Source organism: Streptomyces sp. NPDC048416, from assembly GCF_043200435.1.
GTDB lineage: Bacteria > Actinomycetota > Actinomycetes > Streptomycetales > Streptomycetaceae > Streptomyces.
Map to the genome: position 1 here is coordinate 128,204 of NZ_JBICXU010000014.1, position 17,158 is coordinate 145,361.

General features: G+C 71.5%; 12 protein-coding genes. 5 read left to right on the forward strand and 7 right to left on the reverse strand.

Annotation, left to right across the window (positions count from 1 at the left end):
- Positions 1–56: 56 nt before the first annotated feature.
- Positions 57–593 carry a peptide deformylase gene (gene def / locus ACGFW5_RS19795; protein ID WP_393835540.1) on the forward strand — a complete coding sequence of 179 codons (537 nt, stop codon included), beginning with the start codon at positions 57–59 and terminating at the stop codon, positions 591–593.
- 586 nt (positions 594–1,179) lie between these two features.
- Here def and ACGFW5_RS19800 read toward each other — a convergent pair.
- Positions 1,180–1,833 carry a TetR family transcriptional regulator gene (locus ACGFW5_RS19800; protein ID WP_393835541.1) on the reverse strand — a complete coding sequence of 218 codons (654 nt, stop codon included), beginning with the start codon at positions 1,831–1,833 and terminating at the stop codon, positions 1,180–1,182.
- A 177-nt stretch (positions 1,834–2,010) separates the two neighbouring features.
- On the opposite strand from ACGFW5_RS19800, the gene ACGFW5_RS19805 reads away from it, so the two are divergent.
- Entirely contained in the window at positions 2,011–3,255 is a 1,245-nt protein-coding gene (locus tag ACGFW5_RS19805; protein ID WP_393835542.1) for an acyl-CoA dehydrogenase family protein, read from the forward strand.
- A 64-nt stretch (positions 3,256–3,319) separates the two neighbouring features.
- Here ACGFW5_RS19805 and ACGFW5_RS19810 read toward each other — a convergent pair whose 3' ends face one another.
- From ACGFW5_RS19810 to ACGFW5_RS19820, 3 genes are read right to left on the reverse strand one after another with little or no spacing between them, the layout of a single operon-like run.
- Entirely contained in the window at positions 3,320–3,808 is a 489-nt protein-coding gene (locus ACGFW5_RS19810) for a glutathione peroxidase (protein WP_393835543.1), read from the reverse strand.
- A 31-nt stretch (positions 3,809–3,839) separates the two neighbouring features.
- Positions 3,840–4,721, reverse strand: coding sequence for an acyl-CoA thioesterase (locus ACGFW5_RS19815; protein ID WP_393835544.1), 882 nt, complete (start codon positions 4,719–4,721; stop codon positions 3,840–3,842).
- Positions 4,722–4,764: 43 nt separating this feature from the next.
- The gene (locus ACGFW5_RS19820) at positions 4,765–7,347 is read right to left on the reverse strand and encodes a DEAD/DEAH box helicase (protein ID WP_393835545.1); all 2,583 of its coding nucleotides are present in this window, start codon (positions 7,345–7,347) and stop codon (positions 4,765–4,767) included.
- 86 nt (positions 7,348–7,433) lie between these two features.
- Between ACGFW5_RS19820 and ACGFW5_RS19825 the strand changes: the two genes are divergently transcribed.
- Positions 7,434–8,225, forward strand: a complete 792-nt coding sequence (locus ACGFW5_RS19825) for a metal-dependent hydrolase (protein ID WP_393835546.1) — start codon at positions 7,434–7,436, stop codon at positions 8,223–8,225.
- Between the two features lie 779 nt (positions 8,226–9,004).
- Here the strand turns inward: ACGFW5_RS19825 and ACGFW5_RS19830 are convergent.
- Both ACGFW5_RS19830 and ACGFW5_RS19835 read right to left on the reverse strand, forming a co-directional pair.
- Complete coding sequence (locus tag ACGFW5_RS19830; protein WP_393835547.1) at positions 9,005–10,786, reverse strand: ABC transporter ATP-binding protein; 1,782 nt, start codon at positions 10,784–10,786, stop codon at positions 9,005–9,007.
- The gene (locus ACGFW5_RS19835; RefSeq protein WP_393835548.1) at positions 10,783–12,585 is read right to left on the reverse strand and encodes an ABC transporter transmembrane domain-containing protein; all 1,803 of its coding nucleotides are present in this window, start codon (positions 12,583–12,585) and stop codon (positions 10,783–10,785) included. Before ACGFW5_RS19835 ends, ACGFW5_RS19830 begins: the two co-directional genes overlap by 4 nt.
- A 175-nt stretch (positions 12,586–12,760) precedes the next feature.
- Here ACGFW5_RS19835 and ACGFW5_RS19840 point away from each other — a divergent pair, with 175 nt between their 5' ends.
- Positions 12,761–14,368: a peptide-N4-asparagine amidase gene (locus tag ACGFW5_RS19840; RefSeq protein WP_393835549.1), complete on the forward strand. Its 1,608-nt coding sequence runs from the start codon at positions 12,761–12,763 to the stop codon at positions 14,366–14,368.
- Positions 14,369–14,469: 101 nt separating this feature from the next.
- Here the strand turns inward: ACGFW5_RS19840 and ACGFW5_RS19845 are convergent, their stop codons facing one another.
- Positions 14,470–14,928, reverse strand: a complete 459-nt coding sequence (locus ACGFW5_RS19845; protein ID WP_393835550.1) for a MarR family winged helix-turn-helix transcriptional regulator — start codon at positions 14,926–14,928, stop codon at positions 14,470–14,472.
- A gap of 116 nt (positions 14,929–15,044) precedes the next feature.
- Between ACGFW5_RS19845 and ACGFW5_RS19850 the strand changes: the two genes are divergently transcribed.
- The gene (locus ACGFW5_RS19850) at positions 15,045–16,856 is read left to right on the forward strand and encodes an ABC transporter ATP-binding protein (protein ID WP_393835551.1); all 1,812 of its coding nucleotides are present in this window, start codon (positions 15,045–15,047) and stop codon (positions 16,854–16,856) included.
- Positions 16,857–17,158: the final 302 nt, after the last annotated feature.

The following is a 17,158-nucleotide window of genomic DNA, read 5'->3' on the forward strand; positions in this document are numbered from 1 at the left end:
CGAACCGCGCCACCATCCGGAATGGCCCGCACCCTGTGGAACGTACTCTTGCGCCCATGCGCCACCGTCCCATTCCCGGCAGTTCCGGCTCCGTACGAGAGATGAGTCTCCTCGGTGACCGGTTGCTCCACGCGCCCTGCGAACCCGTCACGGAGTTCGGCCCCGCGCTGCACCGTCTCGTCGAGGACATGTTCGCCACGATGTACGCGGCCGACGGCGTCGGCCTGGCGGCGAACCAGATCGGTGTCGCGCGGCGGGTGTTCGTGTACGACTGCCCGGACGACGAGGACGTGCGGCATCTGGGGTACGTCGTCAATCCCCGCCTGGTGGAGGCGGACGGCGTGGAGGTGCGCGGCCCCGAAGGATGCCTTTCCCTCCCGGGCCTTGAGGCGCCGACCCCTCGATTCGACCGTGCGGTGGTGGAGGGCGTGGACCTCTCGGGCGCGCCGGTGCGGATCGAGGGCACCGGGTTCTTTGCGCGGTGCCTCCAGCACGAGTGCGACCACCTGGAGGGTGTGGTGTACGCGGACCGGGTCACGGGGTGGCCCAAGTCCCGCCTGCGCCGGGCGATCCGCAAGTCCCCCTGGTCCTGAGCGGCCCTCGTCCTCAATCGCCGGACGGGCTGAGGTGGCCCCTGCGGGCCGGCGTCGAGTGGTTCGCGGGCGCGCGACCCGGGCACGGTCCGTGGGTGATCGACCCCCTCAGGGGCGGGGAACTGCGCGAGATGCGGGCACGGTCCGCAGGTGATCGGCCCCTCAGGGGCGCGGGGAACGGCGCGAGACGCGGGCACGGTCCGCGGGTGAGGGCGGGGTTGCTGGGGCTGTGCCCCAGGCCCCGTTCGCGCCTGAACGGCGCTCGTCCTCAATCGCCGGACGGGCTGAGGTTGCCCCTGCGGGCCGGCGTCGAATAGTTCAGGGGCGCGGGGAACGGCGCGAGACGCGGGCACGGTCCGCGGGTGGCGGCGGGGTTGCTGGGGCTGCGCCCCAGGCCCCGTTCGCGCCTGAACGGCGCTTGTCCTCAATCGCCGGACGGGCTGAGGTGGCCCCTGCGGGCCGGGGTCGAGTGGTTCAGGGGCGCGAGACGCGGGCACGGTCCGCGCCTGAAAGCCGGGTTGGGCGACCGCGCGGGCACGCCCTGCCTCGGCAGGCGGCCCCCTGCCGAGGGTGAGGGTGCCCGGGGTCAGAAGCCCGGGCCGCCCGCCCGGTCGCCCGCCGCGGCGAGGCGGCCCCACAGGAGATCCGCGAGCGCACGCACCAACTCCGCCCGGGAGCACGGGCGTTCACCGAGCCACCAGTCGCCCGCCGCGTGCATCATGCCGACGATCCCGTGCCCCCACACCCGCGCAAGCACCTCACTGCCCGGCCCGAGGTCGATCCGCTCGGCTATGACGACACCCAGGTCCTCGCCCATGCGCCGAAGGAGCGGCGCGGAGTGCCGACCCACGTCGAAGCCCTGCTCGGGCTCGGGCGCGGGGGTGTCCTCCGCCGGGTGCATCAGGAACCGGTAGACCTGTGGCCGCGCCTCGATCGCCGTGAGATAGGTGTCCAGGGTCGCCTCGACCCGCTCGCGCCGTCCCGCGGGCGCGTCGAGCGCGGCCCGCAGCGCGGCGAGCAGGGCGTCGGTGTGGCGCTTGGCGAGCGCGCGGTAGAGCCCGCCCTTGTCGCCGAAGTGCCGGTAGAGGATGGGCTTGGTGATGCCCGCCTCCGCGGCGATCGCGTTCATCGAGGCCTTCGGGCCGTCCCTGAGCACGACCCGGTCCGCCGCCTCAAGGAGTTCGCGCCGCCGGCGCTCGGCCGCCGTTCGCTGCTGTGCGGCCTGCTGCGTGGTCTCCATGGGTTTGTCTCCCCGCCCGTACTGCGTGCTCCGTGGGTTCCCTCATTCGAAAGCCTTGCGCAACGTAACACTCCGCCCGGTCGGGGTGCTGCGGGGCGGGAGGCCGGTTGACAGCGGCTACCCGCCGGTAACAGACTGCGGTTACCGCAAGTAACGCATGGAGTGGGTGGAGGGGACATGGCCGAGTTCACGATGGATCTCAACGACGACCAGAAGCAGGTCCGGGACTGGCTGCACGGCTTCGCCAAGGACGTGATCCGCCCCGCCGCCGCCGAATGGGACGAGCGCGAGGAGACCCCCTGGCCCGTGATCCAGGAAGCCGCCAAGGTCGGAATCTACTCCCTCGACTTCTATGCGCAGCAGTTCTTCGACCCCAGCGGCCTCGGCATCCCGGTCGCCATGGAGGAGCTGTTCTGGGGCGACGCCGGCATCGCGCTGTCCATCGTCGGCACCGGCCTGGCCGCGGTCGGCGTCCTCGCCAACGGCACCGAGGAGCAGATCGGGACCTGGATCCCCCAGATGTACGGCGATGTGACCGACGTCAAGGTCGCCGCCTTCTGCTCCTCCGAGCCGGACGCGGGCTCCGACGTGGCGTCCATGCGCACCAAGGCCGTCTACGACGAGGCCAAGGACGAGTGGGTCCTGAACGGCACCAAGACCTGGGCGACCAACGGCGGCATCGCCAATGTCCACGTCGTGGTGGCCGTGGTCGACCCGGAGCTCGGCTCCAAGGGCCACGCCTCCTTCATCGTGCCGCCGAACACCCCGGGCCTGAGCCAGGGTCAGAAGTTCAAGAAGCACGGCATCCGCGCCTCGCACACCGCCGAGGTCGTGCTCGAAGACGTACGCGTGCCGGGCCACTGCCTGCTGGGCGGCAAGGAGAAGCTGGACGAGCGTCTGGCCCGCTCCCGCGAGAAGGCCAGGGCGGGCGGCGGTGAGAGGGTGAAGAACGCCGCGATGGCCACCTTCGAGGCCTCCCGCCCGGCCGTCGGCGCGATGGCGGTCGGCACCGCGCGAGCCGCGTACGACTACGCGCTCGAATACGCCAAGACCCGCGAGCAGTTCGGCCGCCCCATCATCGACAACCAGGGCATCGCCTTCCAGCTCGCCGACATGCGCACCCAAATCGACGCGGCCCGCCTCCTGGTGTGGCGCGCCTCCTGGATGGCGACCACGGGCAAGAAGTTCGAGTCGGCCGAGGGCTCGATGTCCAAGCTGTACGCGAGCGAGACCGCCAAGAAGGTCACCGCCCAGGCGATCCAGATCCTCGGCGGCAACGGGTACACGCGGGAGTACCCGGTGGAGCGTATGCACCGGGATGCCGCGATTTATACCATCTTCGAAGGCACCAGCGAGATCCAGCGTCTCGTCATCGCCCGGACCCTGTCGGGCATGCCGATCCACCAGACACCCCCTAGGTGACGGCACACGAAGGCGCCCCTCCCTCGTCGGCGGATCCGAGGGTGGGGCGCCTTCGTGTCGCGGGTCAGGCCGGCAGGTTGGCCTCGATGAGCGCGACCACCTCGGGGGCCTCGGGCTCGGTGCGCGGGCGGATGCGGGCGGCGACCTCGCCCTGCGGGGAGAGCAGGAACTTCTCGAAGTTCCACTGGATGTCGCCGGCCTCGCCGTCGGCGTCGGCCGTCCTGGTCAGCTCCGCGTACAGCGGGTGCCGGCCCTCGCCGTTGACGTCGGTCTTCTCCAGGAGCGGGAAGGTCACGCCGTACGTCGCCGAGCAGAACGTGCCGATCTCCTCGGCGGTGCCGGGCTCCTGGCCGCCGAACTGGTTGCACGGCACGCCGAGCACGGTCAGGCCGCGCTCGCCGTACTGCTCCTGGAGCCGCTCAAGTCCTGCGTATTGCGGGGTCAGACCGCACTTGGACGCCACGTTCACCACGAGCACGGCGCGGCCCTTGAAGTCGGCGAGCGAGGTCGGCTCGCCGGACAGGGTGCGCAGCGGGATGTCGTACAGGCTCATCGGTAACTCCTTCTGGAAAAGGGTGAGTTGATCAGTCGGCGGCCGGGGTGAGGGGCCGGAACAGGCCCTCCTGGACCACCGACACCAGCAGGTCGCCCGCGCGGTTGTAGATCCGGCCGCGGGCCAGGCCCCGGCCGCCCGTGGAGACCGGGGACTCCTGGTCGTACAGGAACCACTCGTCGGCCCGGAACGGGCGGTGGAACCACATCGCGTGGTCGAGCGAGGCCATGTCGAAGCCGCGCGGCCCCCACAGCGGCTCGACCGGGATGCGCACCGCGTCCAGGAGCGTCATGTCGCTTGCGTACGTCAGCGCGCAGGTGTGCACCAGCGGGTCGTCGCCGAGCGGGCCCACCGCGCGCATCCAGACCGCACTGCGCGGATCCGCGTCCTTGATCTCCTCGGACGTCCAGCGCAGCCGGTCCACGTACCGGATGTCGAACGGCTGGCGGCGTGCCATCCGCTCCAGGGCCTCCGGCAGCGCACCCAGATGCTCGCGGATCTCCTCGGTGACGGTGGGCAGCGACTCCGGCGCGGGGAAGTCCAGGCGCGGCGGCAGCTGGTGCTCGATGCTGCCGGCCTCCGGTCGGTGGAACGACGCGGTCAGCGTGAAGATCGTGCGGCCCTGCTGCACCGCGGTGACCCGCCGGGTGGTGAAGGACCGCCCGTCGCGGACCCGCTCCACCTGGTAGACGATCGGCACGCCGGGGCGGCCGGGCCGCAGGAAGTAGGCGTGCAGCGAGTGCACCGGGCGCTCGCCGTCCGTGGTGCGCCCGGCCGCGACGAGGGCCTGGCCCGCGACCTGCCCGCCGAAGACCCGTTGCAGGGACTCCTGCGGGCTCGGGCCACGGAAGATGTTGACCTCGATCTGCTCCAGATCGAGCAGATCGACGAGTCTTTCCGCCGGATTGGTCATGTCGTCGCGGTCCTTTCGGAAAAGGGGGAGCGGGGGAGTGGGGTCAGAGTTCGCCGACGTCGGTGACGCGCAGCACCGCGCGGCCCTCCTCGTCGGAGGCCGCCAGATCGACCTCCGCGCTGATGCCCCAGCCGTGGTCGCCGTTGGGGTCGGCGAACGTCTGGCGGACGCGCCACAGGCCGTGCGCTGTGTTCTCGGGGGACTCCTTGATGGCGAGCAGCTTGGGGCCCCGCGCGTCCGGGCCGGTGCCGAGGTCGTCGTACTCGTCCCAGTACTTGTCCATCGCCTCGCCCCACGCGTCCGCGTCCCAGCCGGACTCCGCGTCGAGAGCGCCCAGCGCGTCGATGTTGTCCAGGGCGGCCAGCTCGACCCGGCGGAACATGGCGTTGCGCACGAGCACCCGGAAGGCGCGGGCGTTGGCCGTGACCGGCTTGACCTCGTCGGCCTTCTCCTGTGCCTGCTCGGCGGTCTGCACCTCGGGGTTGGCCAGCTGCTCCCACTCGTCCAGGAGGCTGGAGTCGACCTGGCGGACCATCTCGCCGAGCCAGGCGATGAGGTCTTCCAGGTCCTCGGTCTTCAGGTCGTCGGGGATGGTGTGGTCGAGCGCCTTGTACGCGCTGGCCAGGTAGCGCAGCACGATGCCCTCGGTACGGGCGAGCTCGTACCAGGAGGTGAACTCCGTGAAGGTGAGCGCCCGTTCGTACATGTCACGGATGACGGACTTCGGCGAGACCGGGTGGTCGCCGACCCACGGGTGCGACGTCTTGTAGACGTTGTACGCGTGCCACAGCAGCTCTTCGAGCGGCTTCGGGTACGAGATGTCCTGAAGCCGCTCCATGCGCTCCTCGTACTCGACGCCGTCCACCTTCATCTGCCCGACGGCCTCACCGCGCGCCTTGTTCTGCATCGCCGCGAGGATCTGCCGCGGATCGTCCAGCGTCGACTCGACGACCGAGACCATGTCGAGCGCGTACGACGGCGACTCCGGGTCGAGCAGGTCGAAGGCGGCGAGCGCGAACGTCGAAAGGGGCTGGTTCAGCGCGAAGTCCTGCTGGAGGTCGACGGTGAGCCGGATCGTGCGGCCCTCCGCGTCCGGCGTGTCCAGCTGCTCCACCACGCCGCCGTCGAGCAGCGAGCGGTAGATCGCGATGGCCCGGCGGATGTGCCGCAACTGCGCCTTGCGCGGCTCGTGGTTGTCCTCCAGGAGGTGGCGCATCGCTTGGAAGGCGTTGCCGGGCCGGGCGATCACCGAGAGCAGCATGATGTTGGTGACCCGGAAGCGCGAGGTCAGCGGCTCGGGCTCGGAGCCGATCAGCTTCTCGAAGGTGGTGTCCGACCAGCCCACGAAGCCCTCGGGAGCCTTCTTGCGGACCACCTTGCGGCGCTTCTTCGGGTCGTCGCCCGCCTTGGCGAGCGCCTTCTCGTTCTCGATGACGTGCTCGGGCGCCTGCGCGACGACATAGCCCGCGGTGTCGAAGCCGGCCCGGCCCGCGCGCCCCGCGATCTGGTGGAACTCGCGGGCCCGCAGGGTGCGTACGCGGGTGCCGTCGTACTTGGTGAGCGCGGTGAACAGCACCGTACGGATGGGCACGTTGACGCCGACGCCGAGGGTGTCGGTGCCGCAGATGACCTTCAACAGGCCTGCCTGGGCCAGCTTCTCCACCAGGCGGCGGTACTTGGGCAGCATGCCCGCGTGGTGCACGCCGATGCCGTGGCGGACGTAACGGGAAAGGTTCTGGCCGAACTTGGTGGTGAAGCGGAAGTTGCCGATCAGATCGGCGATCCTGTCCTTCTCCTCGCGCGTACACATGTTGATCGACATCAGCGACTGCGCGCGCTCGACCGCCTGCGCCTGCGTGAAGTGCACGATGTAGACGGGCGACTGCTTGGTTTCCAGCAGTTCGGTCAGGGTCTCGGTGATGGGCGTCGTGACGTACTCGTAGGAGAGCGGCACGGGCCGGGTCGCCGAGCGGACCACGGCCGTCTCGCGGCCGGTGCGGCGGGTGAGGTCCTTCTCGAACAGGGCGACGTCACCGAGGGTGGCCGACATGAGGACGAACTGGGCCTGCGGGAGCTCCAGGATCGGAATCTGCCAGGCCCAGCCGCGGTCGGCCTCGGCGTAGAAGTGGAACTCGTCCATCACGACCTGGCCGATGTCGGCGTGCTTGCCGTCGCGCAGCGCGATGGAGGCGAGCACTTCGGCGGTGCAGCAGATGACGGGCGCGTCCGAGTTCACCGACGCGTCGCCGGTCAGCATGCCGACGTTCTCGGTGCCGAAGAGCTTGCACAGGTCGAAGAACTTCTCCGAGACCAGCGCCTTGATCGGCGCGGTGTAGAAGGTGACCTCGTCCCGGGCCAGCGCCGCGAAGTGCGCACCCGCCGCCACCAGGCTCTTTCCGGAGCCGGTCGGAGTGGACAGGATGACGTTCGCCCCGGACACGACCTCGATCAGCGCCTCCTCCTGGGCCGGGTACAGGGTGATGCCCTGGCCCTCGGCCCAGGTGGAGAAGGCTTCGAAAAGGGCATCGGGGTCGGCACTCGGCGGCAGCTGATCGATAAGGGTCACGCCCCCATCTTGCCTGTCGCGGGCCCGGAAGCAGGAACCGGCCACCGGCATGAAGATCATCGCCGGTAGGCTGCCGGTTCGGGCCGTCCGGGGGGGCGGGCCGTCAACTGAACCATGGAACAAGAGGAATGGGGCGGGGCACGGTCATGATGGGACCTGCGCACTCACTGTCGGGGGCCGCGGCCTGGCTCGGGGTGGGCGCGGCCGCTGCCGCCGCGGGGCACCCCATGCCGTGGCCGGTTCTCGCCGTGGGCGCCCTGATCACGGCGGGGGCCGCTCTCGCCCCGGACCTCGACCACAAGTCGGCGACCATTTCGCGCGCCTTCGGCCCGGTGTCCAAGGCCCTGTGCGGCATCGTCGACGATCTGTCGCACGCGGTCTACAAGGCGACCCGGGGCCCGGGCGACCCGCGCCGCAACGGGGGCCACCGCACCCTGACCCACACCTGGCTGTGGGCCGTCCTGATCGGGGCGGGCGCCTCGGCGGCGGCGGTGTTCGGCGGGCGCTGGGCCGTCCTCGGGATCCTCTTCGTGCACCTCGTCCTCGCCGTGGAAGGCCTGCTGTGGCGGGCCGCCCGCGTATCGAGCGACGTGCTGGTGTGGCTGCTCGGCGGGACCAGTGCGTGGATCCTGGCCGGCATCCTCGACAAGCCGGGCCACGGCTCGGACTGGCTGTTCACCGGGCCCGGCCAGGAGTATCTGTGGCTGGGGCTGCCCATCGTGCTGGGCGCCCTGGTCCACGACATCGGCGACGCCCTGACGGTGTCGGGCTGCCCGATCCTGTGGCCCATCCCGCTGGGCCGCAAACGGTGGCACGCCCTCGGCCCGCCGAAGGCCATGCGGTTCCGCGCCGGGGGCTGGGTGGAGCTGAAGGTCCTGATGCCGGCGTTCATGGTGCTGGGCGGGGTGGGCGCGGCGGGAGCCCTGAACTTCATCTGACCCCAGCCCGCCCCTCCCCGAAACCCTCCGGGGGACACCCACAGCGGTCTGTGCCGGGGCACCCGCGCAGTTCCCCGCGCCCCCAAACACCTCGGTGCGACCACCCCGACAACCAAGCACGGGACCCGTCCCGCGGCGCCGGGCGGGAGCCCCTGCCCAGGGGCGCGGGGAACTACGCGAACGGCCCCAAGAACCAAAGCACCCCGCCCAGCACCGGCGTGCCGAGCCCGCGGGGCCCAGCCAAGCGCCTCCGTCAGGGGACGCAACCCCCTGGGGGCGCGGGGAACTGCGCGATCAGCCCAGCACGGCCCGCAGCCCACAACGAACGGGACCCGGGTCCGGCCCCGGCAAGCCACGGCGTGCCACCCCGCAAGAACGAGCCGTGCGGCCCCGGGAGCCAAGGCACCCCGCCCCCCGGCGTGCCGAGCCCGCACCCCTAAGGGGCCTGGGAAAGCAACTCCGTCAGCGACGAACCCCCTGGGGGCGCGGGGAACTGCGCGATCAGCCCAGCACGGCCCGCAGCCCACAACGAACGGGACCCCGGGTCCGGCCCCGCGAAGCCACGGCGTGCCACCCCGCAAGAACGAGCCGAGCGCCCCCGGGGACCAAAGCACCCCACCCTGCACCGGCGTGCCGAACCCCCGCCCCGGCGTGCCGAACCCGCACCCCGCCCAGCACCGGCGATCCGAGCCCGCCCCGGCGATCCGAGCCCGCACCCCGCCCAGCACCGGCGTGCCAAGCCCCCGCACCGGCATACCGACCCCGCCCCGCGCCGCAGGCTACCCGTGCCAGGAGCGCCACAGCGCCGCATACGCCCCGTCCGCCGCGACCAGTTCCTCATGGCTTCCCAGCTCCGTGATGCGGCCACGTTCCACCACCGCGATCACGTCCGCGTCGTGCGCGGTGTGCAGGCGGTGGGCGATGGCCACCACCGTGCGGCCCTCCAGTACGCGGGCCAGCGAGCGCTCCAGATGGCGCGCCGCTCGGGGGTCGAGCAGCGAGGTCGCCTCGTCGAGGACCAGCGTGTGCGGGTCCGCGAGGACGAGCCGGGCCAGCGCGATCTGCTGGGCCTGCGCGGGGGTGAGGGCGAGGCCGCCCGAGCCGACCTCCGTGCCGAGGCCGTCGTCGAGCGCCCGCGCCCAGCCGTCCGCGTCGACCGCCCCGAGCGCCGCCCACAGCTCCGCGTCCTGCGCGCCCGTGCGGGCGAGCAGGAGGTTGTCGCGCAGGGAGCCCACGAAGACGTGGTGCTCCTGGTTGACCAGGGCCACATGGGCACGTACCCGCTCCGCCGGCATCCGCGACAGTTCGGCCGCGCCCAGCGTCACGCTGCCGCGGCGCGGGGAGTAGATCCCGGCAAGGAGCCGGCCCAGGGTCGACTTGCCGGCCCCGGACGGTCCGACCAGGGCGACCCGGGTGCCGGGAGGCACCGAGAGGGAGACGTCGTGCAGGACGTCCACGCCCTCGCGGTAGCCGAAGCGGACCTCGTCCGCCTCGACGTGCCGCCCCTCGGGGCGCACCCCCGCGTCGCCCGCCGCGGGCTCGATGTCCCGGACGCCGACCAGACGCCCGAGCGACACCTGGGCCACCTGGAGCTCGTCGTACCAGCGCAGGATGAGCCCGACCGGCTCCACCAGCATCTGGGCGAGCAGCGCACCCGTGGTGAGCTGGCCGACCGTCATCCAGTCCTCCAGGACGAAGACCCCGCCGATGGAAAGCACCGACACCATGATCGTCATGTGGGTGACGCTGACCACCGGAAAGAGCACGGTGCGCAGCCACAAGGTGTACCGCTCCCACGCGGTCCATTCCGCGACCCGCCGGTCCGAGAGCGCGATGCGGCGCGCGCCCAGGCGGTGCGCCTCGACCGTGCGTCCCGCGTCGACCGTCTCGGTCAGGGCCGTGGCGACCGCCGCGTACCCGGCGGCCTCCGAGCGGTAGGCGGCGGGCGCCCGGCGGAAGTACCAGCGGCAGCCCACCACGAGGACCGGCAGCGCGATCAGCACCGAAAGCGCCAGCGGCGGGGCCGTGACGCCGAGGGCGCCGAGCAGCAGCGCCGCCCACACCACGCCGATCGCCAGCTGCGGCACCGCCTCGCGCATCGCGTTGGCCAGCCGGTCGATGTCCGTGGTGATCCGGGACAACAGGTCGCCCGTACCCGCCCGTTCGAGGACGCCCGGCGGCAGCCCGACCGACCGCACGAGGAAGTCCTCACGCAGATCGGCCAGCATCTCCTCGCCGAGCATGCCGCCGCGCAGCCGCACCATCCGGACGAACACCGTCTGGACGATCAGGGCCACCGCGAACAGGGCCGCCACGCGCGGCAGATGGAGGTCGCGGACGCCCGTCGACAGGTCTTCGACGACGCCGCCGAGGAGGTAGGGCCCGACCATCGACGCGACCACGGCCACGGCGTTGGTCCCGATCAGGACCGCGAACGCCCCGCGGTGGCGGCGCAGGAGCTCGCGCACGTACGCACGGACCGTCGCCGGGGTGCCCACCGGCAGGGTGGTGGCCGACTGCGGGGCCGCCGGGTCGTACTGCGGTGCTGCCAGGCCGATCATGCCGACTCCTCCACTTTCTCCCGCGTCTTCGTCTCTTGCTCGTCCGTCTCGCGGGTGACCACTGCGCGGTAGCGCTGGTCGCCGTGCATCAGCTCGCGGTGCACACCCACCGACGCGACCGCGCCCTCGTGCACGAAAACGACCCGCTCGGCCACGTCGAGGAGCAGGGGAGAGGAGGTGAACACGACGGTCGTCCGGCCGGTGCGCAGCCGCTTGACGCCGTTCGCGACCCGCGCCTCGGTGTGCGAGTCGACCGCGGAGGTGGGCTCGTCGAGGACGAGTACCTGCGGGTCGGCCATCAACGACCGTGCCAGCGCGAGGCGTTGACGCTGACCGCCGGAGAGCGAACGGCCGCGCTCGGTGATGCGGGTGTCCATCGGGTCCCCGCCGCCGTCCACCGACGCCTGCGCGAGCGCGTCCAGGACGTCGTCGCAGTGCGCCGCCGACAGCGCGTCCGCCGCCTCGACGTGGCCCGACGAGGGCACGTCCAGCAGCTCGCGCAGCGTGCCCGACAGCAGCACCGGATCCTTGTCCTGGACGAGGACGGCGGTGCGGGCGCCGTCCAGGGCGAGCCCGTCGAGCGCGACCCCGCCGAGCAGCACCGACGGCAGCTCGTCCGGCTCGGCGGGATGGCCGCCGAGCCGGTCCGCGAGCCGCCCCGCCGCGTCCGGGTCGCCGCACACCACGGCCGTGAAGCGGCCGTCGGGCGCGAGCAGCCCGGTGGCCGGGTCGTACAGATCGCCGGACAAGGGGCCCGACTGCGGCCCGGACGGCGCCGGGGCGGCCGTCCCGGCAGGGCCGGTCACCCGCCGCAGCGCGAGCACCCGTGCCGCCCGCTTCGCCGAAGGCCGCGAGAACGAGTACGCCATCGCGATCTCCTCGAAATGCTGCAAGGGATACAGCATCAGTGTCACCGCGCTGTACACGGTGACCAGTTCACCCACCGCGATGCGCCCCTGAAGCGCCAGATGAGCGCCGTACAGCACGACCGTGATGAGCAGCAGGCCGGGAAGCAGCACCTGGACCGCCGAGATCAGCGACCACATGCGGGCGCTGCGCACGGCGGCCCTGCGGACCTCCTGCGAGGCCTCCCGGTAGCGGCCGAGGAACAGCTCCTCGCCGCCGATGCCGCGCAGCACCCGCAGCCCGGCGACCGTGTCGGACGCCAACTCCGTTGCCCTGCCCGCCTTTTCCCGCTGGATGTCGGCCCGCTGGGTGGCGCGCGGCAGCAACGGAAGGACGGCGAGCGCGAGGACGGGTACGCCGATGGCGACGACGACGCCGAGTGCGGGCTGGTAGACGAGCAGGCCGACACAGATGATCACCAGTGCGGCGGCGGCCGCGGCGAAGCGCGACAGCGCCTCGACGAACCATCCGATCTTCTCCACGTCACCCGTGGAGACCGCCACCACTTCGCCCGCCGCGACCTGACGCGTGAGCACCGAACCGAGCTCGGCCGCCTTGCGTGCGAGGAGCTGTTGCACCCGGGCCGCGGCGGTGATCCAGTTGGTGACCGCCGTGCGGTGCAGCATCGTCTCGCCGACCGCGATGGCCACGCCGAGCAGCACGTTGAGCGCCGCCGCCAGTGCGAGCCGGTTGCCCGAGCGGTCGATGGCGGCCTGCACGGCGAGGCCGACGGTCAGCGGCAGTCCGGCGATGCCGCACTGGTGCAGCAGACCCCAGCCGAGCGCTTTGAGCTGGCCACCGAGCTGGTTGCGGCCCAGCCAGTAGAGAAAACGAGTGCCCGAGCGGACGTCCGGCTCACCCGGATCCGGGTAGGGAAGATCGCGAATCTGCATGACGTCCCGGGATTCCTCGTATCGAGTGCTGGGTGCCGCATGGGTGGAGATGTGCAAGGTTCGCGCTTTCCCGGCGCAGATTTCAATCGAGTTTTCCGCGTGGGGGCCAGGAACCCGCCACCGTCGTGGACCCGGGTCTGGCGCCAGGGCCGCGCTCACGCTTCACTCCTGGTCCATGAGACGACGAAGGATCATGTCCATGCTCGGTGGCCTCACCCTGGCCGCCGGTCTCCTGCTCGGCGCGGGCCCCGACGCGGCCGCCGATGCCCCGCCCACCGAGTTCGGCACCGACTGGCACGACCCGCTGACCGCGGCGCCACCGGTGGCCACCCCGCACGCCAAGTCCTGCCAAGTCACCCTGGCCGCGACCCAGTTCCGCGACTACACGCCGTACAAGGGGAGTTACGCCCCGCCCAAGGGCTGCGGCGACCGGTGGAGCAAGGTGGTGCTGCGCCTCGACGGCCAGGTCAAGGGTCGCCAGTACGACCGTCTCGGCTATCTCCATGTGGGCGGCGTCGAGGTGCTGCGTACCTCGACGCCCGAGCCCTCGGCGGACGGCATCGCCTGGCACGTGGAGAAGGACGTCACGCGCTACAGTCCCACCTTCCACTCCGCGCAGCCCGTCGACATGCTCATCGGCAACACCGTGGACGACACCTACACCGGCGTCATCGACGTCAAGGTGACGCTCACCTTCTACGCCGCCGACGCCCGGACCGCGCCCGCCGCGACCCCCGACACGGTGCTCCCGCTGGACACCGCGCGGGTGACCACACCGCGCAACGCCGAACGCATCGTCGCCGAGGTGTACGCCACCGGTTCGGGCGGCGGCTGCGAGGAGTTCTGGTACCTCGCGGTCCCCGACCCCGCCGCCTACTCCTGCAAGGCGCAGGCCGGACCCAACCGGGAGGTGCAGATCAAGGTCGACGGCCAACTGGCCGGGGTGGCCGCGCCGTTCCCCACCGTCTGGACGGGCGGCTGGTCCAACCCCTTCCTCTGGTACGTCGTCCCGGCACCGCGCGCCTTCGACGTCAAGCCCGTCGAGTACGACCTGACGCCGTACGCGGCCCTGCTCAACGACGGCCGGCCGCACCAAGTGGAGGTGTCCGTCGCCGGAGTTCCCATCGGTCAGGCCGGCTGGTCCACACCCACCAACCTGCTCATCTGGCAGGACACGGCACGCACGGTCGTCACGGGCGCGCTGACCCGTCACGACGAGACGACGCCCGTCAACTCGACCACCTACAAGCCGGGTTCACCCGAACTGCGGCTCGACGCCCACAGTAGCCACCGTCTGATCACGGCCGGATACCTCGACACCTCGCACGGCCGTATCGCCACGACGGTGACCCGCTCGGTGTCCGGTGAGTCGGTGCACCGCTGGACCGAGGGCGAGAACACCGATGCCCTGAAGGGGAGTTGGCGGGACGACGAAAGCGTGACGACCCAGGGCCGGGGGCCGGCGGTGACCGTCCGGAACAACCAGACGTACACGATGGACGGCACCACGACCATCGCTACGGACGGCAGGCTGCGCACCGTCATCACCCTCGGCGACCGCGCGGACGCGCTCACCCTGCGCGGCGCGCGCGCCGCGGCCTTCTCGCACCTCGACGACACCTATCAAGGTGACGCGTCCTGGACGATGAACGTGCCGCGCGAGCAGCGGCACGCGGTCGGCACGTCCGCCGAGCGCTACCGCCTGTACGGCTCCGACGGCTGTTACGACCGCGGCATCAAGACGGCGCAAGGCACCCTGACCGAGGATGTCCGGCACTGCTGAACCCTGGCGGGTGCCCCGGCCGGCACGGGCCGGGGCACCCGCGCAACCACCCGAGGGGTCCGTCGTCGCCACCCACGCTGTCCCAAGGGCGGGGCGGTCGTTCAGCAGCCGTGCTCCGGGGCTCCGTCCACCAGGGTCGTCAGGAGGCCGGCAAGCACCTCGCGCTGGCCGGCGCTCAAGGGGGCCAGAATCTCCTCGGCGGCGCCCCGGCGTGCGCCGCGCAGGGCCCGCAGGGTGGCGCGGCCCGTGTCGGTGAGCTCGATGCGGATCACCCGCCGGCTCGCCGGATCCGGCACCCGCCGTACCTGGCCGCTCTCCTCCAGCGCGTCGACCAGGGTCGTCACGGCGCGCGGCACCACTTCGAGGCGCGCGGCCAGGTCGGCCATGCGCGGCGGCTCGCTCCAGTGCGCGAGGGTGCGCAGCAGCCGGGACTGGGCGGGTGTGATGCCGACCGGCTCCAGATGGTGCTTCTGGATCCGGTGCAGTCGACGGGTCAGCCTCAGCAACTGCTCGGCCAGCAGACCGTCGGCGTCGGGGGCCCGGGAAATGTGTGGCTGCATACGGGAACAATAACAGGACCTGGTTCATTGTGAGTATAGGTAACAATGAGCTATGCTCCCGAAGTCGCCGCCGCTCCGCCTCCCGGCGGGCGCCCTCACCCCTGTCGAAGGAGCCCATGCGCCCCGAACACTCCACCTGGACACCCCCGCCCCGTGGCAGCGAGCCGCAGGAGCCGGCCCAGATCCGCCGCATCCTCGGCCTGTTCCGCCCCTACCGCGGCAGGCTCGCGATCGTCGGGCTGCTCGTCGCCGCGTCCTCCCTCGTCTCGGTCGCCTCGCCGTTCCTGCTGCGCGAGATCCTTGACGTGGCCATTCCGCACAACCGCACGGGCCTGCTGAGTCTGCTGGCCCTCGGCATGATCGGCACGGCGGTCCTCACCAGCGTCTTCGGCGTGCTCCAGACGCTGATCAGCACCACCGTCGGCCAGCGCGTCATGCACGACCTGCGGACGGCGGTCTACGGCCGGCTCCAGCGGATGCCGCTCGCGTTCTTCACCCGGACGCGCACCGGCGAAGTGCAGTCCCGCATCGCCAATGACATCGGCGGCATGCAGGCGACCGTCACCTCCACGGCCACCTCCCTGGTCTCCAACCTGACGGCCGTCGTCGCCTCCGTCGTCGCGATGCTCGCGCTCGACTGGCGCCTGACCTGCGTCTCCCTGCTCCTGCTGCCGATATTCGTGTGGATCAGCCGCCGGGTAGGCCGCGAGCGCAAGAAGATCACCACCCAGCGCCAGAAGCAGATGGCCGCCATGGCCGCCGAGGTCACCGAATCGCTCTCGGTCAGCGGCATCCTGCTCGGCCGCACCATGGGCCGCGCCGACTCGCTCACCAAGAACTTCGCCGCCGAGTCCGAGCGCCTCGTCGACCTCGAAGTGCGCTCCAACATGGCAGGCCGCTGGCGCATGTCCACCATCGGCATCGTCATGGCCGCCATGCCCGCCGTCATCTACTGGGCGGCAGGCCTGGCCCTCCGGACCGACAGCCCCTCGATCTCCATCGGCACCCTCGTCGCCTTCGTCTCGCTCCAGCAGGGCCTGTTCCGGCCGGCCGTGAGCCTGCTCGCCACCGGCGTCCAGATGCAGACCTCGCTCGCCCTCTTCCAGCGGATCTTCGAATACCTCGATCTGCCGGTGGACATCACCGAGCCCGACGAGCCGGTGCACCTGGCCGCGGCGCGCGGCACGGTCCGGTTCGAGAACGTCGACTTCCGGTACGACGAGCAGCAGGAGCGGCCCACCCTGTCCGGGATCGACGTGACGGTCCCCGCCGGCACAAGCCTCGCCATCGTGGGCCCCACCGGCTCGGGCAAGTCCACGCTCAGCTATCTGGTGCCGCGCCTGTACGACGTGACCGGCGGCCGTGTCACCCTCGACGGCGTCGACGTGCGCGACCTCGACTTCGACAGCCTGGCCCGCGCAGTCGGCGTGGTCTCCCAGGAGACGTACCTCTTCCACGCCTCGGTCGCCGAGAACCTGCGCTTCGCCAAACCCGGGGCCGACGACGCGGAACTGGAAGCGGCCGCGCGTGCCGCCCAGATCCATGACCACATCGCCTCGCTGCCCGACGGCTACGACACCCTGGTCGGCGAGCGCGGCTACCGGTTCTCCGGCGGAGAGAAGCAACGGCTCGCCATCGCCCGTACGATCCTGCGCGACCCGCCCGTCCTCATCCTCGACGAGGCGACCAGCGCCCTGGACACCCGCACCGAACACGCGGTGCAGCAGGCCATCGACGCGCTCTCCGCGGGCCGCACCACCATCACCATCGCCCACCGCCTCTCCACCGTGCGCGACGCGGACCAGATCGCCGTCCTCGACGCGGGTGTGATCGCCGAGCGCGGCACCCATGAGGAACTGGTGGACCAGGACGGCATGTACGCCGCGCTGGTGCGCAGGGACACCGAGCCGGCCGCAGTGCGTGGGTGAGCGCGCCGGCGTGGCACCCGCACACGGCGACGCCGCCGCTCCCGTGGGACGGGGAACGGCGGCGCCGGGTGTGACGATCGTCAGACGAGCCAGCCGAGGAAGTGGAAGACGCCGGCGAGCAGGTCGGTGATGAGGTTCATGGTGGTGCTTTCTGCTGGAGTGGAGGCACCGAAAAGATGCCGTCGTGGGACTGCGCAGACCCGGTCTGCAGCCCGTCGCTTGCGCCCCTCAAGCATCCGTCGCCACACGGGAGTTGGGCAACGAATGCCGGGACGATCACGCGTTCCAGCGAACACCCGATC

What these genes read in the sequence shown, in the direction of transcription:
- def (WP_393835540.1), top strand. Translation starts at nt 57, where the DNA reads ATGCGCCACCGTCCCATTCCCGGCAGTTCCGGCTCCGTACGAGAGATG.
- ACGFW5_RS19800 (WP_393835541.1), bottom strand. Translation starts at nt 1,833, where the DNA reads ATGGAGACCACGCAGCAGGCCGCACAGCAGCGAACGGCGGCCGAGCGC.
- ACGFW5_RS19805 (WP_393835542.1), top strand. Translation starts at nt 2,011, where the DNA reads ATGGCCGAGTTCACGATGGATCTCAACGACGACCAGAAGCAGGTCCGG.
- ACGFW5_RS19810 (WP_393835543.1), bottom strand. Translation starts at nt 3,808, where the DNA reads ATGAGCCTGTACGACATCCCGCTGCGCACCCTGTCCGGCGAGCCGACC.
- ACGFW5_RS19815 (WP_393835544.1), bottom strand. Translation starts at nt 4,721, where the DNA reads ATGACCAATCCGGCGGAAAGACTCGTCGATCTGCTCGATCTGGAGCAG.
- ACGFW5_RS19820 (WP_393835545.1), bottom strand. Translation starts at nt 7,347, where the DNA reads ATGATCTTCATGCCGGTGGCCGGTTCCTGCTTCCGGGCCCGCGACAGG.
- ACGFW5_RS19825 (WP_393835546.1), top strand. Translation starts at nt 7,434, where the DNA reads ATGATGGGACCTGCGCACTCACTGTCGGGGGCCGCGGCCTGGCTCGGG.
- ACGFW5_RS19830 (WP_393835547.1), bottom strand. Translation starts at nt 10,786, where the DNA reads ATGATCGGCCTGGCAGCACCGCAGTACGACCCGGCGGCCCCGCAGTCG.
- ACGFW5_RS19835 (WP_393835548.1), bottom strand. Translation starts at nt 12,585, where the DNA reads ATGCAGATTCGCGATCTTCCCTACCCGGATCCGGGTGAGCCGGACGTC.
- ACGFW5_RS19840 (WP_393835549.1), top strand. Translation starts at nt 12,761, where the DNA reads ATGAGACGACGAAGGATCATGTCCATGCTCGGTGGCCTCACCCTGGCC.
- ACGFW5_RS19845 (WP_393835550.1), bottom strand. Translation starts at nt 14,928, where the DNA reads ATGCAGCCACACATTTCCCGGGCCCCCGACGCCGACGGTCTGCTGGCC.
- ACGFW5_RS19850 (WP_393835551.1), top strand. Translation starts at nt 15,045, where the DNA reads ATGCGCCCCGAACACTCCACCTGGACACCCCCGCCCCGTGGCAGCGAG.